This is a genomic window from Pseudomonas mandelii, from assembly GCF_006438925.1.
Classification (GTDB): Bacteria; Pseudomonadota; Gammaproteobacteria; order Pseudomonadales; family Pseudomonadaceae; genus Aquipseudomonas; species Aquipseudomonas mandelii_C.
Genome location: NZ_RCZA01000013.1, coordinates 94,816 through 115,843, shown reverse-complemented (window position 1 = coordinate 115,843; position 21,028 = coordinate 94,816). Strand labels below are relative to the sequence as shown.

At 59.4% G+C, this 21,028-nt stretch carries 24 protein-coding genes; 11 read left to right on the top strand and 13 right to left on the bottom strand.

Features of this window, described 5'->3' with window-relative positions:
• Positions 1 to 109 precede the first annotated feature (109 nt).
• From EAH74_RS26380 to EAH74_RS26370, 3 genes are all read left to right on the top strand, one after another.
• Entirely contained in the window at positions 110 to 790 is a 681-nt protein-coding gene (locus EAH74_RS26380; protein WP_140682246.1) for an SOS response-associated peptidase, read from the top strand.
• A 263-nt stretch (positions 791 to 1,053) separates the two neighbouring features.
• Entirely contained in the window at positions 1,054 to 1,323 is a 270-nt protein-coding gene (locus EAH74_RS26375; RefSeq protein ID WP_140682709.1) for a hypothetical protein, read from the top strand.
• Between the two features lie 91 nt (positions 1,324 to 1,414).
• Complete coding sequence (locus EAH74_RS26370; RefSeq protein ID WP_140682244.1) at positions 1,415 to 1,642, top strand: DUF6555 family protein; 228 nt, start codon at positions 1,415 to 1,417, stop codon at positions 1,640 to 1,642.
• 807 nt (positions 1,643 to 2,449) lie between these two features.
• Here EAH74_RS26370 and EAH74_RS33130 read toward each other — a convergent pair.
• The 3 genes from EAH74_RS33130 to EAH74_RS26355 are packed head-to-tail and all read right to left on the bottom strand — an operon-like array spanning position 2,450 to position 3,678.
• On the bottom strand, positions 2,450 to 2,608 hold the full coding sequence (locus EAH74_RS33130) for a hypothetical protein (protein WP_170206228.1): 159 nt from the start codon (positions 2,606 to 2,608) through the stop codon (positions 2,450 to 2,452).
• A 60-nt stretch (positions 2,609 to 2,668) separates the two neighbouring features.
• On the bottom strand, positions 2,669 to 2,980 hold the full coding sequence (locus EAH74_RS26360; protein WP_165353329.1) for an AzlD domain-containing protein: 312 nt from the start codon (positions 2,978 to 2,980) through the stop codon (positions 2,669 to 2,671).
• Entirely contained in the window at positions 2,980 to 3,678 is a 699-nt protein-coding gene (locus tag EAH74_RS26355) for an AzlC family ABC transporter permease (RefSeq protein ID WP_140682240.1), read from the bottom strand. Before EAH74_RS26355 ends, EAH74_RS26360 begins: the two co-directional genes overlap by 1 nt.
• Before the next feature lie 418 nt (positions 3,679 to 4,096).
• On the opposite strand from EAH74_RS26355, the gene dapA reads away from it, so the two are divergent.
• From dapA to EAH74_RS26340, 3 genes are all read left to right on the top strand, one after another.
• Positions 4,097 to 4,972 carry a 4-hydroxy-tetrahydrodipicolinate synthase gene (gene dapA, locus EAH74_RS26350; protein WP_140682238.1) on the top strand — a complete coding sequence of 292 codons (876 nt, stop codon included), beginning with the start codon at positions 4,097 to 4,099 and terminating at the stop codon, positions 4,970 to 4,972.
• Between the two features lie 60 nt (positions 4,973 to 5,032).
• On the top strand, positions 5,033 to 5,407 hold the full coding sequence (locus tag EAH74_RS26345; RefSeq protein ID WP_140682236.1) for a DUF2784 domain-containing protein: 375 nt from the start codon (positions 5,033 to 5,035) through the stop codon (positions 5,405 to 5,407).
• 115 nt (positions 5,408 to 5,522) lie between these two features.
• Positions 5,523 to 6,440, top strand: coding sequence for a LysR family transcriptional regulator (locus tag EAH74_RS26340; RefSeq protein WP_140682234.1), 918 nt, complete (start codon positions 5,523 to 5,525; stop codon positions 6,438 to 6,440).
• A 2-nt stretch (positions 6,441 to 6,442) separates the two neighbouring features.
• Here the strand turns inward: EAH74_RS26340 and EAH74_RS26335 are convergent, their stop codons facing one another.
• The 6 genes from EAH74_RS26335 to EAH74_RS26310 form a co-directional block, all read right to left on the bottom strand.
• Positions 6,443 to 8,020: a sensor domain-containing diguanylate cyclase gene (locus EAH74_RS26335; protein WP_140682232.1), complete on the bottom strand. Its 1,578-nt coding sequence runs from the start codon at positions 8,018 to 8,020 to the stop codon at positions 6,443 to 6,445.
• Positions 8,021 to 8,198: 178 nt separating this feature from the next.
• Positions 8,199 to 8,966 (bottom strand): ABC transporter ATP-binding protein, encoded by a 768-nt coding sequence (locus tag EAH74_RS26330; RefSeq protein WP_140682230.1) that lies wholly within the window; start codon positions 8,964 to 8,966, stop codon positions 8,199 to 8,201.
• A gap of 21 nt (positions 8,967 to 8,987) precedes the next feature.
• Positions 8,988 to 9,701, bottom strand: coding sequence for an ABC transporter permease (locus EAH74_RS26325; RefSeq protein WP_140682228.1), 714 nt, complete (start codon positions 9,699 to 9,701; stop codon positions 8,988 to 8,990).
• Complete coding sequence (locus EAH74_RS26320) at positions 9,698 to 10,387, bottom strand: ABC transporter permease (RefSeq protein WP_123367973.1); 690 nt, start codon at positions 10,385 to 10,387, stop codon at positions 9,698 to 9,700. The genes EAH74_RS26325 and EAH74_RS26320 overlap by 4 nt, the downstream gene beginning before the upstream one ends.
• Before the next feature lie 93 nt (positions 10,388 to 10,480).
• Entirely contained in the window at positions 10,481 to 11,269 is a 789-nt protein-coding gene (locus EAH74_RS26315) for an ABC transporter substrate-binding protein (protein WP_140682225.1), read from the bottom strand.
• Positions 11,270 to 11,308: 39 nt separating this feature from the next.
• Positions 11,309 to 12,478 (bottom strand): M20 aminoacylase family protein, encoded by a 1,170-nt coding sequence (locus EAH74_RS26310; protein WP_140682223.1) that lies wholly within the window; start codon positions 12,476 to 12,478, stop codon positions 11,309 to 11,311.
• A 121-nt stretch (positions 12,479 to 12,599) separates the two neighbouring features.
• Between EAH74_RS26310 and EAH74_RS26305 the strand changes: the two genes are divergently transcribed.
• A complete protein-coding gene (locus tag EAH74_RS26305; protein WP_123367970.1) occupies positions 12,600 to 13,553 on the top strand; it encodes a LysR family transcriptional regulator in 954 nt (317 codons plus the stop codon).
• 188 nt (positions 13,554 to 13,741) lie between these two features.
• On the opposite strand, the gene EAH74_RS26300 is transcribed toward EAH74_RS26305, so the two are convergent.
• Positions 13,742 to 14,269 (bottom strand): DUF3087 domain-containing protein, encoded by a 528-nt coding sequence (locus EAH74_RS26300; RefSeq protein WP_140682221.1) that lies wholly within the window; start codon positions 14,267 to 14,269, stop codon positions 13,742 to 13,744.
• Positions 14,270 to 14,480: 211 nt separating this feature from the next.
• On the opposite strand from EAH74_RS26300, the gene ppnN reads away from it, so the two are divergent.
• Positions 14,481 to 15,854: a nucleotide 5'-monophosphate nucleosidase PpnN gene (ppnN, locus tag EAH74_RS26295; RefSeq protein WP_129443452.1), complete on the top strand. Its 1,374-nt coding sequence runs from the start codon at positions 14,481 to 14,483 to the stop codon at positions 15,852 to 15,854.
• A gap of 78 nt (positions 15,855 to 15,932) precedes the next feature.
• Here the strand turns inward: ppnN and EAH74_RS26290 are convergent, their stop codons facing one another.
• Together EAH74_RS26290 and EAH74_RS26285 are read right to left on the bottom strand one after the other, a co-directional pair.
• Positions 15,933 to 16,994, bottom strand: coding sequence for an alpha/beta fold hydrolase (locus tag EAH74_RS26290; protein WP_140682219.1), 1,062 nt, complete (start codon positions 16,992 to 16,994; stop codon positions 15,933 to 15,935).
• Positions 16,995 to 17,111: 117 nt separating this feature from the next.
• Positions 17,112 to 17,375 carry a DUF2790 domain-containing protein gene (locus EAH74_RS26285; protein ID WP_123367966.1) on the bottom strand — a complete coding sequence of 88 codons (264 nt, stop codon included), beginning with the start codon at positions 17,373 to 17,375 and terminating at the stop codon, positions 17,112 to 17,114.
• Between the two features lie 184 nt (positions 17,376 to 17,559).
• On the opposite strand from EAH74_RS26285, the gene EAH74_RS26280 reads away from it, so the two are divergent.
• The 3 genes from EAH74_RS26280 to EAH74_RS26270 all read left to right on the top strand — a co-directional run bounded on the left by EAH74_RS26280 (position 17,560) and on the right by EAH74_RS26270 (position 19,395).
• Positions 17,560 to 18,300, top strand: coding sequence for a response regulator (locus tag EAH74_RS26280; RefSeq protein WP_140682217.1), 741 nt, complete (start codon positions 17,560 to 17,562; stop codon positions 18,298 to 18,300).
• 197 nt (positions 18,301 to 18,497) lie between these two features.
• Positions 18,498 to 18,800: a phage infection protein gene (locus EAH74_RS26275; RefSeq protein WP_140682215.1), complete on the top strand. Its 303-nt coding sequence runs from the start codon at positions 18,498 to 18,500 to the stop codon at positions 18,798 to 18,800.
• 370 nt (positions 18,801 to 19,170) lie between these two features.
• A complete protein-coding gene (locus EAH74_RS26270) occupies positions 19,171 to 19,395 on the top strand; it encodes a hypothetical protein (protein ID WP_140682213.1) in 225 nt (74 codons plus the stop codon).
• 108 nt (positions 19,396 to 19,503) lie between these two features.
• Here EAH74_RS26270 and EAH74_RS26265 read toward each other — a convergent pair whose 3' ends face one another.
• A complete protein-coding gene (locus EAH74_RS26265) occupies positions 19,504 to 20,943 on the bottom strand; it encodes an FAD/NAD(P)-binding protein (protein ID WP_140682211.1) in 1,440 nt (479 codons plus the stop codon).
• Positions 20,944 to 21,028 lie beyond the last annotated feature (85 nt).

Genomic DNA, 21,028 nt, shown 5'->3' with positions numbered 1-21,028 from the left:
CAGTGTTTGCCCAGCAACAGCGACAAAACAGACTGTTTTCCCTTGAACAGTAATCTGAGCAACTAAGCTGAAATCTTCAGCCAGAGCGCTTCAATCAGAGCATCAGCCTATGTGCGGACGCCTGTCGCAGTACCGTGGCATTCACGATTTTGTCGCGGTGCTGAGCATCCCCGACGCGCTCATCAACCACGTCGGGGACGAACCGCTGGCCCGCTACAACGCGGCGCCCACCACGCAACTCGCCCTCCTGCATCTGGAGAGCAACGGCCTGCACGCCGATTTTCAGCGCTGGGGATGGCGGCCGCACTGGGCGAAAGATCGGGCGGCACCGATCAATGCGCGGGTCGAAAAAGTCGCCCACGGCCCGTTCTTCCGGGCGATCTGGCCGCACCGCGCGATAGTTCCGATCGACAACTGGTTCGAATGGGTCGACGCCGGGGATTCGACGAGGCAACCGTGGCTCATCCGCCGACGGGACCGGGCGCCGATTTTATGCGCGGCGATCGGACAGTTTCCCGGCCCGGGTGGTGAGCCGCGGGCCGATGACGGTTTTGTAATCATCACTGCCGACAGTGCGGGCGGCATGCTCGACATTCATGACCGGCGCCCCGTGGTGTTGTCTGCGCCGCTGGCGCGGGAATGGCTTGACCCGGCCACCCCCAAAGAACGCGCGGAGCAGCTGGTGCTGTTGCAAGGCGAAGTGAGCGAGGTTTTCGAGTGGTACAAGGTTGACAGAGCGGTGGGCAATTCAAGAAATCAAGGCGCTGCGCTGATTGATGAAATCCCATAAACGTATCAATACAGACATATATGCAGGCATCAGTAACAGTTATATATACATATTGAACACTTGATCGTTACACATGTTGTCTCACCCAAGAAACACCTCGCTTTGATTGCGACTTAACCTGACAACCGCCTGTCTGACACTTCGATACATTTAGAATAACTATGGATAGCATGCGCGCCGCATTCCCTCGGCACCCCGCAATTGACCAAAGAGTCAATAAACCAAGGAAATCCCTACAACAACAAGCCTTGCAGAGAATTAAATTGCGCGACGATTTCACAATTAATCAAGTCGATGGTCTTGCGTGTATTTATCTTTCGAAGACAGAACATTACCCACTCGACTGTTTTATCGGGCAATACATAAAGACCCGCAACCTGCATTCAATTGCCACTATCGGCAACCTCCTGCGTACAACCCTCGAACGCTATCCGGGTAAACCTCCGGTCATGGTCAACGAGCTGAACGCCTGGATCGACAAGGCCTTGGGTTATCGGGCCGCCCACCCCGATTTTCTGCTGGAAGACGTTTGAGTTGATGGCACGGGTTCATTCAGCCAAAGAACTGAACGGACCCAACATCGAACCACTCTCAATAACGGAGCTTCGGCCCGAGGAGGAATATATGAGCAAACTCGTCCCTTATGCCGTGCACTATATGTTCGACGGCGTTCGTCAGCACTTTTTCAAACTGGCTGAACAGTTTTCCGATGTCGATGCGATACATTCGGCTTCCGCCCATGCTTATCCCGACTCCGGTCGTCAAATCGCCGCACACGCCAACCTCGAAACTGCGCGTACCAAAGCGCAGCAATTGGGCATTACACACATTCGCTGGAATGAAGCGATCTGATTTAATAATCGCCCAATGAAAAGCCCCGCTTTGATAGCGTAATGCTGTTCACTTAAGGTTGGGGTGCATATCCGTTTCTGCGGTAACGGCTGCTGGCGGTTTCGCTCTTACAGCGAGTCCCTTTTTCAAACGCCAAAAAGGAACCAAAAGGCTTCACCCCTCCATTCGGTGCCTCGCTTAGGCTCGGCATGCCGTAACGGAGGCATTGCTCCGGGGGCCCGCCGCCATCGGCCATCCATGGCCGGGGGGCGGCTACCGCGGCATCCTTGCCGCGGTGCCCCCTGCGCAACGCCTGCGTTCGGCCTCTGGGAAAGGGGCGGCAGATCTGAAGCCAAAGCAAAGCAACAGCAACGGCAAGATCAACAAATCGCAGCCTCGCTTCGCTCGACAGCTTCTACAGGGAAATGCGTTCACTTGAAGCCAGGCCGGCCGGTAGGCCGCCTCGCTTTGGCTTTTGCGGTGCACGCCCCCTCGTGAGGCCGAGTGGAGGTTCTGCGTAGTGGGCAACCCGGCATGGATGCCGGGTTAGCCGCCCGCGGCCATGGATGGCCGATGGCGGCGGGCCCACGGAGCAGGACCGGAGCGAGGGCATGCCGAGCCTGGGCGAGGCACCGAACGAAAGGGGCAAGAGCCCTTGGTTACTTGGGGCTTTTCCAAGTGACCCGCTGTCAGAGCGGAACCATAAGCCGCCGTGACCCCAGAAACGGATATGTACACGATCAACAAAAGGCAGGTCGGCCCTGCCTGGAAACACCGAGCTTAAGTGAACAGCATTACGCTTGATAGCGGGGCTTTTTGTATGTGCTGTCAGGGCTTCAACGGAATCTCTACATCGCGGTCTGACAGGCTTTTGCCGTCATCGGGGTGTTTCCAGTCCGGTATCTCATGCTTCTGCCGCTCGATCTCCTCTTCCGTGGGTTCATCCACCTCTTCATCCGGGTCCGGACGCTTTGGATCATTAGCCATGCTCACCTCTCTTCCTGAAGGGATCTCCTTTAAGCGTAGAACAATTTCGACGGGAACGACTTAGAGCCACCAACGCAGCAAAAAGAAGAACCCCATGCTCAACAACATGCTGAGCAAGGTATTACGGGTGTAAAGCACCAGCCCCACCGCCACCAGCGAACTGATCAGGTACGGGTTATCCCACTGCAGATTCAGCTGCTTGTCCGGCATGAACACGATCGGCCCACAGATCGCCGTCAACATGCCCGGCACCGCAAAACCCAGGAACTGCCGCGCATTGCTGCTCAAGCGCACGGGCAGCCGCGGCTCCAGAAACACATAGCGGTTGAGGAACACCAATAGCCCCATGCCGAAAATCACCGCCCAGACCATCATGTGCGTTCACCGTAGAATTTGTTGCAGATAAAACCTGCGGTCATGCCCGCCAACCCCGACAGCACCAGCGCCGAGCCCCATTGCCAGTAGCTGAACAGCACCGAGCAGAACAGCGACACCGCCACGCACACCACGGTCGGCACGTTTCGCACCACCGGGGTGATCAGGGCGATAAAAGTCGCCGCGATGGAGAAATCCAACCCCAGATGTTCCAGCCCCGGAATGCTGCTGCCCAGCATGATGCCGGCCAGGGTGAACAGGTTCCAGGCGATGTAAAACGTCAGGCCGACACCCAACGCATACCAGCGGTTGAACTGTTGTTTGTCATGCGCACTGGTCAGGGCGAACAGCTCGTCGGTGAGCAAAAAGCCCAACCCCACACGCCAGCGCCCCGGCAACGGCGAAATCACCGAACGCATGCTCATCCCGTAGAGCAAATGCTGGGAGGTCAGCAACAGCGTGGTCAGCAGAATCGAAAAGATCCCGGCGCCGCCCTTGAGCATGCCGATCGCCACCAGTTGCGCCGCCCCGGCAAACACGATGCTCGACAACCCCTGGCCTTGCAGGGGCGTGAGATTGGCTTCGATGGCCATGGAACCAGCCAGCAGTCCCCACGGCGCGGTGGCCAGGGACAACGGCATGATCGCCGCAGCGCCGCGAAGAAAGGCACTGCGCGGCATGAGTGAATTGGACATAACGCTCTACAACCAGGGAAAGACCTCAGACTGTGCCAGCAGCCGCGGCGGCTGGCTTGAACAATCTTGCGCACTTGGTCCGCGGCCAGGCACAACGGCAGAATGCGTGCGGAGTTCGCTGATTTTCGCGATTGACAAAAATCGCGCGGGCTTTTAAAACTGAGCGCCTCATTCAGGGTGTAAGCAAGTATGTCCGCAACCTTCAACCTCAACACTGTAGTCATTGGCTTGAATGCCAAGGCGCAAGGTTGCGTTGCGCACGCCCTCAAATCGAAGAAACAGTCGCTCATGTGACCGGGGCGCGCTGTCCCGTCAGATGAGCTGACAGGACATTGAGCGCTACGGACACCCTCCCCTTGCTTACTGCCTTCTACGCTTCTGACGGTGACGAAATCGGTCAACCTTCAGGAGTACGTGCATGTCATCGTTTCAAGGTATTTGGGTTCCCCTCGTTACGCCGTTTCGCAACGGTGCGATCGATTTCGTCGGCTTGCGCCGGCTGGTCAATCATCTGCTGGAAAAAGGTGTCGATGGCGTTGTGGTCTGCGGTACCACGGCGGAAGCGGCGGCACTGAGCAAACACGAGCAACTGGCGGTACTCGATGCGGTGCTGGCGCAGGTGCCGGCGGAACGGGTGGTCATGGGCCTGGCCGGCAACAATATGACCGAGCTGCTGCAATTTCAGAGCGAGATCCTGAAACGTCCACTGGCCGGTTTACTGGTACCGCCGCCGTATTACATCCGCCCTTCCCAGGCAGGCCTCGAAGCGTTTTACAAAACCGTCGCCGATGCCTCCAGCGTTCCGCTCATTCTTTACGACATCCCTTACCGCACCGGCGTGGCGTTCGAGCAGGCAACCCTGCTCAACATCGTCGCCCATGAGCGAATCGTCGCGATCAAGGATTGCGGCGGCAATCAGGCCAATACCCTGGCGCTGCTGGGCAGTGGCAAGGTCGACGTGCTGTGCGGCGAAGATAACCAGATCTTCAGCGCCTTGTGTCTGGGCGCCAAAGGCGCCATTGCCGCTTCGGCGCATGTTCATCCGGAGCTGTTCGTGGCGTTGTATCAACAGATCCGCGACAACCAGTTGGCGGCCGGTCGAGCCACGTTCTTCCAACTGCTGCCGCTGATTCACAGCCTGTTCATCGAACCCAACCCCGCCCCGGTGAAAACCGCCCTGGCCCTCGAAGGCTTGATCGACGACGAACTGCGCGCGCCGATGCAACGCAGCAGCGAAACCACGGTGGTGCGTCTGAAGGAAGTGCTGGCGACGTTGAACAGCAACAATCGATAGAGCGCCAGCAACCCGCCCGAGTACCATGGAGCCATTCGCATAACGCGTCAGGGAGTCGACATGCTTTACCGAATCGCCGCCGACGGGCTGGTCCTGTTCCACCTGTTGTTCATTCTGTTTGTGCTGTTCGGCGGGCTGCTGGTGCTCAAATGGCGCCCCCTGATCTGGTGGCACCTGCCTGCGGCTGCGTGGGGCGTATCGGTGGAAGTCTTCCACCTGCCCTGCCCGCTGACGCAGTGGGAAAACCTCATGCGCGATGCGGCCGGGCAAACCGGTTATAGCGGCGGTTTCATCGAACATTACGTGTGGCCGGTCATTTACCCGGCGGGCCTGACGCCGGCAATTCAGCTGGGACTGGGCAGCGTGGTGCTGGCGATCAACGTGCTGGTCTACCTTCGGTTGATCAGGTTGTGGAAGTTACGTCGGGCAACCTGACACCAAGATCAAAAGATCGCAGCCTGCGGCAACTCCTACACTGCGATATGCGTTTCCCGTAGGAGCTGCCGCAGGCTGCGATCTTTTGATCTTGTCCGTGCAAGGATTCCGACCCATGTTATCCATTGAAGATCTCACGCTGCTCGAAGCCATCCGCGAAACCGGCAGCCTGTCCCGGGCCGCTGCCCACTTGGGCAAGGCGCCCTCGACGGTGTCCTACGCGGCGCGGCAACTGGAGGAACGCTTTGACGCCCTGCTGTTCGACCGTCGTCGCTACCGCTTGCAGCTGACCCCGGCGGGTGAATTGCTGGTGAACGAGGCGGCGCGACTGATGCAAGACGTCTCGCGACTGACCCAGCGGGTGCAGCAAGTGGCCAATGGCTGGGAGAGCCGCCTATGGATCGTCACCGATGAGTTGCTCGAATTCGAAGCGTTGATCCCGGTGATTCACGAGTTCGATGCGCTGGAGTCCGGCGTGCCGTTGCGCATCACTCAGGAAGTCCTGAAAGGTGTTTGGGAAGCCCTGCGTGAAGGCCGCGCGGACTTGATCATTGGCGCCACCAACGAACCACCGGCGATCCCTTCCTTGCGCTGGATACAACTGGGGGAAATGGAATGGGTGTTCGCAGTTTCGCCCAAGCACCCGCTGGCCAAGGCCCAGGAGCCGATATCACGCGCCATGGTTGCGCAGCACCGGGCGATTGTCGTGGCCGATTCGTCCAGGGTTACCGAGGGCAGCACTTACGGCGTCTCCGGCGGCCAACCGGTGCTCGCCGTGCCGACGATGCGCGCCAAGATCCTCGCCCAGTGCGACGGGTTGGGCGTGGGTTGGTTACCGAAGCATCGGGTCAGCTCGTTACTGAAAAACGGCACGCTGGTTGAAAAACAGATGGCCGACCCGCGTGAGCCGAACATTTTGTATGCCGGCTGGCGTGGCGATCATGACGGCCGCGCCTTGGGCTGGTGGCTGGAAAAACTCAAGCAATCGTACCTGTCCACCAAACTGGTTCAGGGCAGTGACCGATTTGTTTGAATTCAGTTGGCAATGACGCTCATGTTCCGGCCGCTGGCCTTGGCCACGTAGAGCGCCTTGTCGGCGGCCCCCACCAGATCATTGGGCTGGGCTTGTGACGCCGGATCGTAAGCGGCGACCCCCAGGCTGACCGTCACCGTGCCTTCAGCCCCTTCACTGTGTTGGATACCCGCCTGCTGAACCGCGCGGCGGATTTTTTCCGCCACCAGAAATGCCCCCACATAGTCGGTGCCGGGCAGTACCACCGCAAACTCTTCGCCGCCATAGCGGGCAGCCAGGTCGCCGGGGCGCTTGATGTTGTCCCTGATGATCGTGCTGATGCTACGCAAACACTCATCGCCGGCCACATGGCCGTAAAGATCATTGAAGCTCTTGAAGTGATCGACATCGATCATCAGCAGCGCGAGGTGGGTCTGGTTGCGCCTGGCGCGGCCCATTTCGGCGAGGATGAACAGATCGAACTGACGCCGGTTGGACAGTCCGGTCAGTGCGTCCTCCAGCGCCAGCAACTCTAGACTGCGGTTGACCTCAATCAGCTTTTCCTGCGCATCCAGCAATACACCCTGCACGTGGTTCTGCTGCTTCATCAGGCGAATGAGGCGATAACCGAGGATGCCCAAAAACCCCAGAAATAACGAGACGATGCCCGTACTCAGCAGTACCTCCTTACGCCAGGCGGCCAGGACTTCATCTTTATTCAGCGCCGCAAAGATGATCAGCGGATAACCGTCGACCCTGCGAAAACCGACCACCCGCTCGACCCCATCCACATAGGACGGAACCGTTGCCGTGCCTGAATTACCCTTGGGCAACAGTTGCGTAAACAGCGGCCCCTTGGCGACGCTAGTGCCGATTTCAGATTCTTTGAACGGCCGGCGAACGACGATGGTGGCGTCATCGGCGATCAGGTTGATCACGCCGTTATGGCCCATGTCAATGCTGTCGTAGAGCCCGAGGAAATGGCTGAGATAGATCGTTGCCAGCGCCACACCGGCAAAACGGCCATCCGGATGATTGACGCGACGGGACACCGTCATGATCCATTCACCGCTCGAACGGCTCTTGATCGACGGACCAATGTGAGGCCCACGATCGGGATGATCACGATGAAAAATGAAATATCCGCGGTCGGAATTGTTGGCATCGGGCACCACGGCGCCGTTGGAATTGGCAACCCAGCGCCCTTCTTCGTCATAAACAAACAGTCCATGGAGCTGGCTCAGCTCACTGCGCTGGGCACTGAGCAAACGCTCCAATCGGGGTACCCGGGCCTGGTCGACACCGTCGTTTTCGAGGCGATCCACGAGGGTCAACAGCAACGTATCGGCTTGCTTGATCGATGCCTGCGCTTGCGAGGCCAGAGTCTGGGCAAGGTTGGACATCGCCACTTCTTTGTCGTGCAGATGGTACTGACGCGAATTCCAGGCTTCCCAAATCACGATCGCCGTCATGGACAGGCACACCGCGACCAGCAGAATCACCGCAGAGCGAACCTTGAGTGTGGCCCCGACTTGCTCGGCGACCCCAGGCACGCCATGGCGGGATTGTTCAATTCGATTGTTAACGGACGGATGACCCATGACGCTCCCTGAATATTGATCACAGGGCGAATCTTCCCGTTCACCCTTTTTATGACCCCTGACGGGTATGAGCCGCCTGGTGGCAGGCGACTATGCCTCATCAAACACCCGATAGGTGAATTGCGCGAGAACTATTCTCACCCCCCGGTTCGCCAGGGCTGCGGTTCAGTGTTTGTCGTTACTTGAGGCTTCCCGCCAGAAACTGCTGCAACCGCTCGCTGTCCGGCTTATCCAGAACAGTAGACGGTGTCCCCTGTTCTTCAACCCGTCCCTGATGCAAAAACATGACGTGGTTCGACACCTGACGGGCAAACGCCATCTCATGGGTGACCACCACCATCGTCCGCCCCTCTTCGGCAAGTTGCTGCATGACCTTGAGCACCTCACCTACCAGCTCGGGATCCAGGGCGGAGGTCGGTTCGTCGAACAGCATCACTTGCGGTTCCATGGCTAGCGCACGCGCAATGGCGACGCGCTGTTGCTGTCCACCGGAAAGATGGACCGGATACTGCGTCTCGACCTTCGCCGGCAAACCTACCTTGGCGAGGTAATGCCGCGCCCGCTCCAGAGCCTCCGCCCGACTGACACCCAGCACGCTCATCGGGCACTCGATGATGTTTTCCAGCACCGTCATGTGGCTCCACAGATTGAAGTGCTGGAACACCATCGACAGCTTGCTGCGCATGCCCTGCAACTGCGCGGGATCGACCGCACACAAATCCCCCCTTGAGTTCTTGCGGGTGAGCAGCTCTTCGGCATTGACGATGATGCGCCCGGCGGACGGTTGTTCGAGATGGTTGATACAGCGCAAGAAGGTACTTTTCCCCGACCCCGAAGAGCCGATGATGCTGATCACGTCACCCGCCCTGGCCTTGAGTGAGACACCCTTCAATACCTCATGGCTGCCGTAGTTCTTATGCACATCTTCAACGATCAATTTATACATTCGAGCATGTCCAGTGAGGGGTCAGTGCGTCCGCGGTTTGAGGTAGCCGAGCCAATGCAGTTCGCCGCGACGAAACAGCCAGATCAGGAAAAACGCGCTGGCGGCATACAGCACCCCGGCGATCCCGAACGCGGCAAAGGATGCATAGGTCGCCGAGTTGACGTCCCGGGCAATCTTCAGCAAATCAGGGACTGTGGCGGTAAATGCCACCGAGGTGGAATGCAGCATCAGAATCACTTCATTGCTGAAAAACGGCAGGGCCCGACGCAACGCCGACGGCAAAACTATCCGGCGATAGAGGGTGAATCGGCTCATGCCGTAGGCGCTGGCGGCTTCGATTTCGCCATGGGCAGTCGCCCGGATGGAACCGGCGAAAATTTCGGTCATGTAGGCGCAGGTATTGAGCCCGAACGCCAGCACCGTGCAGTTGAACCCGTCACGGAAAAACGCGTTGAGAAAGTCCTGGGAACGAACCACATGCAAGCTGTACACCCCGGTGTAGAAAAACAGCAGCTGGATGTACAACGGGGTGCCGCGAAACACGTAGGTGTAGCACCAGACCGGCACACGGATCAGCGGGTTGCGGCTGACGCGGGCAATCGCCAGCGGCACTGCGAGCAGGAAGCCCATCACCACCGAAAGAATGAGCAGCCACAAGGTCACCGCCAACCCGGACAAGTGTGGCCCGTCACTCCACAGATACGCCTGCCAGTAGTTTTCGAGAATGCCGGTCATAGCGCAGCCTTCCTGACACCCACCGAATAGCGGTGTTCGAGCCACATCAAGACAACGTTGGACACCGTGGTGATGGCGAGGTAGATCAGGCCGCCGACCAGCGTGAAATAGAAGAACTGCAGCGAGCCCTTGCCCGCATCCTGCGTGGCTTTGATGACATCGGTCAGGCCGATGATCGATACCAGCGCGGTCGACTTGATCAACACCTGCCAGTTATTGCCAATGCCCGGCAATGCGTGGCGGAGCATTTGCGGGAACAGGATTTTGCGAAAGGTTTTGCCACGGGTCATGCCGTACGCCCTTGCCGCTTCGATCTGGCCAGCCGGGACCGCCTGGAAGGCGCCGCGAAACGTCTCGGTAAAGTAAGCCCCGTAAATGAAAGCCAGGGTGATGACGCCGGCCAGAAACGGGTCGATGTCGATCTGAGCGATGCCCAGCCAATCGGTCATCCGGTTGAGCAGCATTTGCAGGCTGAAGAACAGCAACAGCATGATCACCAGGTCCGGCATGCTGCGAATCACCGTCGTATAACCGGTGGCCAGCGCTCGCAACAAACGGTTGGAGGACAACTTGGAACTGGCGCCGAGCAGCCCGGCCAGGACCGCGATCAACAATGACCATAACGCCAGTTTGATAGTGGCCAGGGTGCCCAGCAGGATCTGCGGGCCAAAGCCTTCCAGAAGCATTTCACTCTCCTTGTTCTTATTAGGTCGAGGTGAAGGGGGGATGCTGCGATGGAGCGGCCAGGCGACCGCTCTGTTTCAATGGTCGAAGGGGCGTTACTTCGCGCCGTAGACGTCGAAATCGAAGTATTTTTTATTGATCCGCGCGTACGTGCCATTGGCCAGAATCGTCGCCAGGGCTTTGTTCAAGTCTTCGCGTAACTCGACATCGCTCTTGCGCAAACCGATGCCGTCACCGACGCCGAAAAAGGCTGGGTCATCCAGAGTCTCGCCGGCAAATTCATAGTCCTTGCCCTGCTCGGTGTTGAGGAAGCCGTGGCTGGCTTGAATGGCGCCCTGCACCGAGGCATCGAGTCGGCCCACCACCAGGTCCGCATACACCTGGTCCTGATTTTGGTAGGAGAGCACGTCGATGCCCTTCGAACCCCAGACAGCTTTTGCATACGCCTCTTGAGTCGACCCCTGCTCCACACCAATGCGTTTGCCCTTGAGCGACTCGAGGGTGGGCAGCAGGCCCGAGCCACGCTTGACGACCAAGCGGGCCGGCGCATTGGAGACCTTGTCGGTGAACGCAATCTGTTCCAGGCGCTTGGGCGTCACGGTCATCGAGGACGCCACCGCGTCGAACTTGCGCGCCAGCAGCGCCGGGATCATGCCGTCCCAGCTGCTTTCAACCCAAATGCAGCGGGCCTTCAGCTCGGCACACAGCGCCTCGGCGATGTCGACCCCGAAGCCGGTCAGCGTGCCATCCTGGTTCTTGTATTCCAGCGGTGGATACGTGGGGTCGACCCCCAGTTTCAGGACTTTGCCAGACCAGTCGGCCGCGCCGGCCATACCCGTGGCCGTCAACAACACCAGTGAAACAGCCGCAATCATCTTGTTCATTATTTTTGTTCCTCTCAGGCCCAACGAAAATACGGCGACTCAACCCAGAAAACCCTCGACCAACTTGACCCAGTAACTCGCACCGATCGGCAAGCAAGCATCATTGAAGTCATAGCCGGGGTTGTGCAGCAGACACCCGCTATCGCCCTCGCCGTTGCCGATCACCAGGTAACTGCCGGGGCATTTTTCCAGGACAAAGGCAAAATCCTCACTCGCGGTGAAGGGCCGCAGGTCGTCGATCAGTTGCCCTTCTCCCAACCATTCGCGCGCAACTTCTCGGGCAAACGCGGTGGGCTCGGGATGGTTAATCAACACCGGATGACAATGCTGATAATCGATGTGGGCCCGGGCGCCAAAACTGGCTGCCTGACCGTTGACCAACTCGGTAATCCTGACTTCGAGCAAGTGGCGAATCTCGGGCGTCAGTGCGCGCACACTCAGGCTCATTTCGGCACTGGACGGAATCACGTTCGAAGCGCTGCCGGCATGCAGGGAGCCTACCGTGATGATCGCCATGTCCTGCGGATTGACGTTGCGCGAGACGATGCTTTGCAGGGCGATCACGATCGAGGAGCAGACCAGCACCGGGTCGACCGCCTTGTGCGGCACCGCGCCATGACCACCGTTGCCGATGATTTTGATGTTCACCGTGTCGGCAGACGCCATGAACGGGCCGCTGTAAAACCCCAGATGCCCAACGGGATAACCCGGTACGTTGTGCATGGCGAAGATCGCGTCACACGGGAATCGTTCGAGCAGGCCCTCCTCGAGCATTTTCCGGGCGCCGCCCAGGCCTTCTTCGGCCGGCTGAAAAATCAGATTCACCGTGCCGTTGAACGCCCGGGTCTGCGCCAGGTGTTTGGCAGCCGTTAGCAGCGTTGCCGTATGACCGTCGTGGCCGCAGGCATGCATGACGCCGTCGATCCGGCTGGCATAGGGCAAACCGGTGGTTTCCTGAATCGGCAGTGCATCCATGTCGGCGCGCAAACCAATGGAGCGGCCCTCGCCATTTTTCAGGGTAGCGACGACACCGGTCTTGCCTACACCCGTGCAGACCTCAAACCCCCACTGTGTCAAACACGCGGCAACCCGCTCACTGGTGGCGAATTCTTCAAAGCCCAACTCGGGGTGCGCGTGAAGGCTGTGGCGCAACGCGATCATTTCCTCTTGGATGGCTGCAATTCCCGGCAAGACTGCATCGGCGATCATTGTTGTATTCCTTCGATAAGACCTGAGCGGTTGCTGAGTCGGATCTTAGGGAACGGGCTCTGGGCTGGGGAGGCCCAGTTTGGTTATGATGACAACCCTAGGTTGTCACCAGGGTGAGCAGATGAAACTCCATCAATTACAAGCACTGATTGCCAGCGCCGAAACCGGCAGCATCCGCGCCGCCGCGCGTTCGCTGGACATCTCCCAGGCCGCCGTGACCAAAGCGCTGCGCGAGCTGGAAACCAGTCAGCAGTTACCGCTGTTCACCCGAACCCCCAGCGGCCTGAACTTCACCGAATACGGCAAAGTATTGCTGACCCACGCCCGGCTCGTGATCAAGCAACTTGAACATGCGCAGACCGAACTCGATCACATGCGGGGCAAGGCCCAGGGGCGGCTCTGTGTCGGGGTCACGCCCTGGATCGCCCTGACCTTCTTGCCCGAGGTGGTTCTGGCGTTTCGCGAGCGCATGCCGCAAATCCGCCTGGAGCTGTACGAAAGCCTGATGGCCGTGGCCCAGCCGTTGTTGCGTGATGGCAGCATGGATTTTGCGATTGGCCAGTTGCACCCGGCGCAATCGACCCAGGAGTTTGCCTGCGAAACCTTGCTCGATTACCAGACGTCAGTGCTGGTCCGTCAGGGTCATGCTCGGCAGGACGCTCGGTCAATTCATGAGTTACTGGAGCAGAACTGGACGCTGAACTACGCGCCGGACGGACACGACGGGCTGATGCAAGCGTTGTTCTGGAAACACGGTGCGCAGATCGATGAGAACAGAATCGTTCGGGCCCATTCACTGGCCATCTTGCAGATGATGGTCGAGCGGGCCGACATGTGTACCTGGGGGCCGTCCATCGTGAGCGTTGCCCCGCCCTTCCTCGGCCGGGTGGTTGCCCTGGAGCTGGCCGAGCAGTTCGACCCCCGGCAGCTGAGCATCGTGACACGACGCAATGGCTCGCTGAGCAATGCAGCGCTGTGCTTTACCGATTGCCTGTTGCAGGTCATTCGGCGCCATGCGCGCTCGGCCAGAAAGGAAGACAGGGAACTGTTTGAAACCTTGCGGCTGCGGGTTTAAGCGCCATAACACGATCCATGTAGCAGCTGCCGAAGGCTGCGTTCGGCGGCGAAGCCGTCGTGAAATCAGACGACGCGGTGTTTCAGAAAAACCTCGCACTCAGGTTTTACGACTGCTGCGCAGCCGAACGCAGGCTTCGCCAGCTGCTACAGGGATCGCGTTGGCTGAATGGCATTAGATCCAATGCTTTAGCGTGGCGTCTGCTTCACCGCCTCGATCCAGGCGGGATTCAATTGCGTCTGATCAGTCTCGATGCCCAGCGCTGCCATCCGCGCCTTGTGCTGATCCATCTCGCGGGTCAATTGGCTGTGATCACTGGAGTTGCCGTCCAGCTCGTGCATCTGGCTCAACCCAAGATGGTAGAAACGCAGCAGCTTCATGGCCGCCGGATCCTCCTTCTCCACCGCCGCCGTCACCTGATGCATGACATTGGTGATGCTCATCAGGCTGCGCTTGAGCTGCCAGCCGTAAACCGCCGGGGCCATCCATGGCTGGGTCCAGAACGCGCCGCGCATCAGCGCGGCCATCAGCAGCACCGACACAAACACGCCGCCGACGTTAAATCGCAGATTGTCGCCACCGGGTTCGCCGAACAGCGCCACCGCCGTGGTGGACAACACCATCGCCAGGGCCAGGAAAATCAAGGCTATGATTATCGTGCTGCGTCGCGTCTGGCTTCGATAGCGTTCGGGGTTCTGCGGCTGGATTTCGAACATCGCGACGGGGTTCCTTGAGGGCATGGGTAAAAAGGCTGCGGGGCATTATCGCCTCTGCAGGGGATTTAGCTATGCTGAGGCTCCTTTTCATCTTTTCATCGTCAAACGGGGAAATGGCGATACAGCGCAGTTCGTGCCATCTTCTTTCATGGATACATACTATTCGGATGCCCTTTGCCTGTATGAATGGCATCGTTTTAAGGATCATTGAATGACCCAACGACAAGTAATCAACGCCTCGGTCAGCCCAAAAGGCAGCCTGGAAACCCTTTCTCAACGTGAAGTACAGCAACTGAGCGAAGCCGGATCCGGCAGCACCTACACCTTATTCCGCCAGTGCGCCCTGGCCATCCTCAATACCGGCGCCCATGTCGATAACGCAAAAACCATCCTCGAAGCCTACAAGGACTTCGAAATCCGCATTCACCAGCAGGACCGCGGCGTACGCCTGGAACTGCTGAACGCCCCGGCCGATGCCTTCGTTGATGGCGAAATGATCGCCAGCACCCGGGAAATGCTCTTCAGCGCCCTGCGCGACATCGTCTACACCGAAAACGAACTCGACGCCCAGCGCATCGACCTGAGCACCTCCCAGGGCATCAGCGACTACGTGTTCCACCTGCTGCGCAACGCCCGCACCCTGCGCCCCGGCGTCGAGCCGAAGATCGTGGTGTGCTGGGGCGGCCACTCGATCAACACCGAAGAATACAAATACACCAAGAAAGTCGGCCACGAACTGGGCCTGCGCAGCCTCGACATCTGCACCGGTTGCGGTCCTGGCGTGATGAAAGGCCCGATGAAAGGCGCGACCATCGCCCACGCCAAGCAGCGTATCCACGGCGGCCGCTACCTCGGCTTGACCGAGCCGGGCATCATCGCCGCCGAAGCGCCTAACCCGATCGTCAACGAACTGGTGATCCTGCCGGACATCGAAAAACGTCTGGAAGCCTTCGTCCGCGTCGGCCACGGCATCATCATTTTCCCGGGCGGCGCCGGCACGGCCGAAGAGTTCCTGTACCTGCTCGGCATCCTGATGCACCCGGACAACGCCGGCCTGCCCTTCCCCGTGGTCCTCACCGGTCCGAAACATGCCGCGCCGTATCTGGAGCAACTGGATGCGTTTGTCGGCGCCACCTTGGGTGACGCCGCGAAGCAACACTACGAGATCATCATCGACGACCCGGCGGAAGTCGCGCGTCAAATGACTCAAGGCCTAAAAGCGGTCAAACAGTTCCGCCGCGAGCGCAATGACGCGTTCCATTTCAACTGGCTGCTGAAGATCGACGAAGGCTTCCAGCGTCCTTTCGATCCGACCCACGAAAACATGGCCAACCTGAAACTGAGCCGCAACCTGCCGGCCCACGAACTGGCCGCCAACCTGCGCCGCGCGTTCTCCGGCATCGTCGCCGGCAACGTCAAGGACAAGGGCATCCGCCTGATCGAAGAACACGGGCCGTACCAGATCCGTGGCGATGCGGCGGTGATGCAACCGCTGGATCAACTGCTCAAGGCCTTCGTCGCCCAGCACCGGATGAAACTGCCAGGTGGCGCGGCGTATGTGCCGTGTTATCAAGTGGTTGCGTAGCAGGCCATCCCCCCTGTGGGAGCGGGCTGGCTCGCTCCCACATTAGATTGCTGCCTGACTTGCAACAGGTGCGCGATCTCAGAGGTGATCCGCGTCGATCACTGCCTTGGCAAAGGCCTGCGGATCTTCCTGCGGCAAGTTGTGGCCGATGCCGCCATTGATGAGTCGGTACTCATATTTTCCGGTGAAACGCTTGGCATAATCCTCGGCAGCCGGATGTGGCGCCCCGTTGGCATCACCTTCCATGGTGATGGTCGGCACCGTAATGACCGGGGCCTTGGCCAGCCGCTGCTCCAGCGCTTCATATTGAGGCTCGCCCTGAATCATGCCCAACCGCCAGCGATAGTTGAAGATCGTAATAGCCACATGATCGGGGTTGTCCAGGGCCACCGCGCTGCGGTCGAAAGTCGCGTCGTCGAACGTCCATTTCGGGGAGGCCAGCTCCCAGATCAACTTGGCGAAGTCGTGGCGATTTTTTTCGTAACCGGCCTGGCCGCGTTCGGTAGCGAAGTAGAACTGGTACCACCATTGCAGCTCGGCCTTGGGCGGCAACGGATTCTTGCCGGCGGCCTGATTGCCGATGAGGTAGCCGCTCACCGAGACCAGCGCCTCCACCCGCTCCGGCCAGAGCGCCGAAACGATGTCCGCCGAGCGCGCGCCCCAGTCGTAGCCACCGAACACCGCCTTCTTGATCTTGAGCGCATCCATAAAGTCGATGACGTCACTGGCCAACGCGGCGGGCTGGCCGTTGCGAACAGTCTTTTCGGACAGGAAATGCGTGTCGCCGTAGCCCCGTGCATACGGGATCAACACCCGGTAACCCTTGGCCGCCAACAAGGGCGCCACTTCGCTATAGCTGTGAATGTCGTAGGGCCAACCGTGCAGAAGAATCACCACCGGACCATCGGCGGGGCCGACTTCGGCGTAAGCCACATTCAGCAACCCGGCGTTGACATGCTTCAGCGGGCCGAACGAGTCCGCCTTCAGAGTAGCGGCGCTGGCCACCACGGGCTCTGGCGTCGCGGTTTGCGCATTGGCAGCACCAAGGGCACCTAACTGCATCAGCGCGAAAGCGAGGACCGATGGGCCAAAGAAACGACGACGTGAGTCGTTTTTTTTGCTCAATACATTCATCTTCATGGTGATTTCCCTGGAAGTCATTGACCTGGTGTTCTCGACGACGTGAGTCAGCCATCGCGGGGGGATGAGCAGACTGCGCGTTCAACGGTTTTGACAGCGATGAGCGTAGTGGAAAGATCAGCTGCCCTGATTGCCGCACTCTGCGAATTTGCTGTAATCGAGGACTTTCTGCGCGCCGCTGGAATCGAGGTAGGTCAGGCGAGCATCGACAATGCCGCAATTGCCGCCGCCGTTGTCGACGACGGAAACCACTTTCTTGATATCCAGGTGGGTGCCGTGAGAAGTTGTCTGCGACGGAGCTTGAACATCGGCATGGGCCGAAAACGCTGCAACGTTCAGGACCGCGAAGAAGCTGGCGGCAATCAGTTTGTTCCAGTTCATGGTGATTTCCTCAGGGTTGCAAATGGGCGGTGGTTGCGAGGCAGCTGTGTTGTCTCGATGGAACCCATTTAATCGGCCCGAGGTATCTGCCATGTGTCGTAGAACCGGAATTAATAAGGCGTAAGGTGTCTCCGGGGGCGCGAGATACAGTGCGATACAAAGCGAACAACAAGAGGCTTGAGCGATGGAACATGTGAACCACATCCTGATCGTCGACGACGACCGGGAGATTCGCGAGCTGGTCGGCAATTACCTGAAGAAGAACGGACTGCGAACCACCATGGTCGCCGATGGCCGGCAGATGCGCAGTTTTCTGGAAGCCAATCAGGTGGACCTGATCGTGCTGGACATCATGATGCCCGGCGATGACGGCCTGCTGCTGTGCCGTGAACTGCGCTCGGGCAAACACAAAGCCACACCGATCCTGATGCTCACCGCACGCAACGACGAAACCGATCGCATCCTCGGCCTGGAAATGGGCGCCGACGACTACCTGACAAAACCCTTCGCCGCCCGCGAATTGCTCGCGCGGATCAATGCCGTGTTGCGCCGCACCCGGATGTTGCCGCCCAACCTGCTGATCACCGAAAGCGGCCGGCTGCTGGGCTTCGGCCGCTGGCGCCTGGACACCACCGCCCGGCACTTGCTCGACGAAGACGGCACGATGGTGGCCCTCAGTGGCGCCGAATACCGTCTGCTGCGGGTGTTCCTCGATCACCCGCAACGGGTGCTCAGCCGTGACCAGTTGCTCAACCTGACCCAGGGTCGCGACGCCGACCTGTTCGACCGCTCGATTGATTTGCTGGTCAGCCGTCTGCGCCAGCGATTGATGGATGACTCACGGGAATCGACCTACATCAAAACCGTGCGCAGCGAAGGCTACGTGTTCTCCTACCCTGTGGAATTGCTCGGCGCAGAATCATGAAGCGCTCCCCCAGCAGAACCTGAGGAGACTTTTTCATAGGGTTTTGTATCCGTCTGTATAAGAACCCGCGACAGATACGCAGACGCCGATTTCGGCTTGTTCGAGCACACATCACCGATACACCCGAGCGTTTAACTGTGATCACCGGATAGCAGCAGCTACCGACCCACTCAAACTAAACGCACGGAGAATTACCCATGTTCAACTTCTCGAAAGTCTCGTCCCTGGCACTCGGTCTGGCACTGGTTAGTGGTCTCGGCCTGTCGAGCCTGGCGTCGGCCCACACCGGCAATGCTGCGTCCCTTGGCCAGGTTCAACAACTGCTGGTGGAAGGCGGCTCCGATCGTCTGATCGAGAATCGCGTGGCCGAAGGCGGTGCCGACCGTCTGCAAGAACTGCGCGAACGTGTGGCATTGGTCAGCCCGAGCATTGCGGTACGCGGTGGAGTAGTTGTCGCGGAAAATCGCGCCGAGTTCGGCTCGAAATATCAGCGGTATTGATCAAAACCTTCCCACAACGAGGATCAACTGTGGGAGCGAGCTTGCTCGCGATGAGGCCCTGTCAATCAACATCAATGTTGAATGGCACACCGCCATCGCGAGCAAGCTCGCTCCCACAGTTGATTGTGTCAAGCCACAGCCATAAGTCCTGAGATCTGACGCAAAAGCCCCGACAATTCCTCGGGACATTTGACGAGATGAACCGCGATGGGCGTCTGGAACAACTCAAGCAGCGCTGGCTCAGCGACAACACACCCCGCTGACAGTGGATCAACGCGCTCGATAACAACTATGCGTCAGGGTGTTTTTTCATCGCGATGCTCCAGCACTACAGTGGCCCCATCTTCTCCCCACGCTCTGGAGCACCATCATGAAAAGCATCATCGGTCTTGGTTTCGCCCTTTCGGTTCTTGGCGCTACCTCCGCCATCGCCTCCCCTCACGCCACCTCGCAGGTCGTTGCAGCGGCCAAAGTCAGTCAACCGGCCACACTGAACGTGAACACCGTCGGTGTTGATCAAAAAGACAGCCAGGTGAGCAAGCTCTACGTTGCTGAAAACCGCCCTGAGTTCGGGTCGAAGTATCAGCGTTATTGATCAACGGCGTTGCGCCGCTTGAAACAACAAACCCCGGGTAGATCCGATCTCCCCGGGGTTTCTTGTCTTTAGTGTTGAAATACAGACTCGAGATATCTGTAGCAGCTGCTACAGGGCCGGCGTTGTTGTCAGGCGAGCGGCGAGCGCCTTGGCCTGGCTCGCGACGTCAGTCACTGCGGTGCTTTCCCACCAGATGCCGCGCAACGGTGGCCCCATGGCGAACAGACGGCTGGCGACGTGTGCATCTGCATCCAGCACCGCGCCATCGACTGCCGCCGCAATCCCCAGCGCCAACGGCCCCGGCCGAACAAGTCCGCGGGCCAGCAGTTGCTGTGGCAGCGGTCGGGCGACCCGCCGCCAGTCGTATTCGATGCCGCTGGAATTGATCAATGCCGCGCCGCTGACAACGGTGGTTTCTGCCTCACCCCGACGACGGATGCGGATACTGACTTCACCGCCCGAGGAAGGCTCCAACCCTTTGAACGACGCCGCCTGAATCCGCAACCGCCCTTCCTTGTGCAATCGCTCCACCAGTTCGGCACTCAACGGCGGCGAGCGGTGGTGATGGCTTTCCCACCACGGCCGCACATGTCGCACAAACTGTCGACGCTGCACATCCGTTGCCTGATTCCACAAGCGGCCGATATGCGCCCGCACCGTGTCGAGCGGCGCCTGCCAGTCGATGCCTTGAGCGATGGCGTCCCGGCAATGCCGACGCAGTTCGCGCACCAGCTGTCGCGGTGTGCGAATGCTCTGATCCTCGGCGAGAAAGTCTGCCCAGGCCGGAGGTTGCCGACGCACGTGAGGCAGCAAGCCATGTCGGGAAAACACTTCGATCGGCCCGCGATGCCCGGCCTGTTCCAGCGACACCACGGCATCGACCATGGTCAGGCCCGAACCGATGATGAGCACGGTCGACTGCGGATCGAGCTGTTGCATGGCGGTGACATCCCACGGATCAAGTGCCGCCGCGTTCAAGCCGCTGGACTCGGTCTGTGGCGTACGCGCGGCGGGAAACATCCCCGTGGCCAACACCGCATAAGCGCCCTGCAAGTGCTGCCCGTCACTCAACGTCAGCAACACAGAATCGTCTCGGGTTTGCAGGTCAACGACCTCGGCCCGCACATGCTCGACCGTTGACCCATTCAACGCCCCCACCGCTCGCGCTTCGGCCAGCCGCTGCTGCACGTACAGGCCGAAAATCCCCCGCGGCGGGAACAATTCGCTGACCGGCACATGTTGCTCGTCAGACTCCGGCCAGCCGCCGGCCGCGATGTACTCGGCCAGCCATTGGGTCAGGTCGTCGGCGTTGTCCGGGTCGACGCTCATCCGCGCCGCATTGCCGTTGAGCGTATGGCCCAATTCGACCGCGCTATACGCCTCGCCCCGTCCCAGTTCGGCGCGGGGTTCGATCACCAGCACCTGGCGTTTGCCCGGCAGGCGCAGCAACTGCGCCGCCAGCATTGCGCCGCTGAGGCCGCCGCCGACGATCAGGATGTCCGCGTGGCGGATGGCGTCGGTGGCCTGTCCGCTTTGGGTTTCAGTCATGGCGTTCTCACTGCTCAGTGTTTCATCTCAAAAATCTCTTGGACGATAATAGGCGCCAAACCATGGAAGGTTCATCAAGCAGTAC

What these genes read in the sequence shown, in the direction of transcription:
- EAH74_RS26310 (WP_140682223.1), bottom strand. Translation starts at nt 12,478, where the DNA reads ATGATCGCCGATGCAGTCTTGCCGGGAATTGCAGCCATCCAAGAGGAA.
- dapA (WP_140682238.1), top strand. Translation starts at nt 4,097, where the DNA reads ATGTCATCGTTTCAAGGTATTTGGGTTCCCCTCGTTACGCCGTTTCGC.
- EAH74_RS26315 (WP_140682225.1), bottom strand. Translation starts at nt 11,269, where the DNA reads ATGAACAAGATGATTGCGGCTGTTTCACTGGTGTTGTTGACGGCCACG.
- EAH74_RS26300 (WP_140682221.1), bottom strand. Translation starts at nt 14,269, where the DNA reads ATGTTCGAAATCCAGCCGCAGAACCCCGAACGCTATCGAAGCCAGACG.
- EAH74_RS26285 (WP_123367966.1), bottom strand. Translation starts at nt 17,375, where the DNA reads ATGAACTGGAACAAACTGATTGCCGCCAGCTTCTTCGCGGTCCTGAAC.
- EAH74_RS26335 (WP_140682232.1), bottom strand. Translation starts at nt 8,020, where the DNA reads ATGGGTCATCCGTCCGTTAACAATCGAATTGAACAATCCCGCCATGGC.
- EAH74_RS26340 (WP_140682234.1), top strand. Translation starts at nt 5,523, where the DNA reads ATGTTATCCATTGAAGATCTCACGCTGCTCGAAGCCATCCGCGAAACC.
- EAH74_RS26265 (WP_140682211.1), bottom strand. Translation starts at nt 20,943, where the DNA reads ATGACTGAAACCCAAAGCGGACAGGCCACCGACGCCATCCGCCACGCG.
- EAH74_RS26370 (WP_140682244.1), top strand. Translation starts at nt 1,415, where the DNA reads ATGAGCAAACTCGTCCCTTATGCCGTGCACTATATGTTCGACGGCGTT.
- EAH74_RS26380 (WP_140682246.1), top strand. Translation starts at nt 110, where the DNA reads ATGTGCGGACGCCTGTCGCAGTACCGTGGCATTCACGATTTTGTCGCG.
- EAH74_RS26355 (WP_140682240.1), bottom strand. Translation starts at nt 3,678, where the DNA reads ATGTCCAATTCACTCATGCCGCGCAGTGCCTTTCTTCGCGGCGCTGCG.
- EAH74_RS26280 (WP_140682217.1), top strand. Translation starts at nt 17,560, where the DNA reads ATGGAACATGTGAACCACATCCTGATCGTCGACGACGACCGGGAGATT.
- EAH74_RS26275 (WP_140682215.1), top strand. Translation starts at nt 18,498, where the DNA reads ATGTTCAACTTCTCGAAAGTCTCGTCCCTGGCACTCGGTCTGGCACTG.
- EAH74_RS26360 (WP_165353329.1), bottom strand. Translation starts at nt 2,980, where the DNA reads ATGGTCTGGGCGGTGATTTTCGGCATGGGGCTATTGGTGTTCCTCAAC.
- EAH74_RS26345 (WP_140682236.1), top strand. Translation starts at nt 5,033, where the DNA reads ATGCTTTACCGAATCGCCGCCGACGGGCTGGTCCTGTTCCACCTGTTG.
- EAH74_RS26330 (WP_140682230.1), bottom strand. Translation starts at nt 8,966, where the DNA reads ATGTATAAATTGATCGTTGAAGATGTGCATAAGAACTACGGCAGCCAT.
- EAH74_RS26290 (WP_140682219.1), bottom strand. Translation starts at nt 16,994, where the DNA reads ATGAAGATGAATGTATTGAGCAAAAAAAACGACTCACGTCGTCGTTTC.
- EAH74_RS26305 (WP_123367970.1), top strand. Translation starts at nt 12,600, where the DNA reads ATGAAACTCCATCAATTACAAGCACTGATTGCCAGCGCCGAAACCGGC.
- ppnN (WP_129443452.1), top strand. Translation starts at nt 14,481, where the DNA reads ATGACCCAACGACAAGTAATCAACGCCTCGGTCAGCCCAAAAGGCAGC.
- EAH74_RS33130 (WP_170206228.1), bottom strand. Translation starts at nt 2,608, where the DNA reads ATGGCTAATGATCCAAAGCGTCCGGACCCGGATGAAGAGGTGGATGAA.
- EAH74_RS26320 (WP_123367973.1), bottom strand. Translation starts at nt 10,387, where the DNA reads ATGCTTCTGGAAGGCTTTGGCCCGCAGATCCTGCTGGGCACCCTGGCC.
- EAH74_RS26270 (WP_140682213.1), top strand. Translation starts at nt 19,171, where the DNA reads ATGAAAAGCATCATCGGTCTTGGTTTCGCCCTTTCGGTTCTTGGCGCT.
- EAH74_RS26325 (WP_140682228.1), bottom strand. Translation starts at nt 9,701, where the DNA reads ATGACCGGCATTCTCGAAAACTACTGGCAGGCGTATCTGTGGAGTGAC.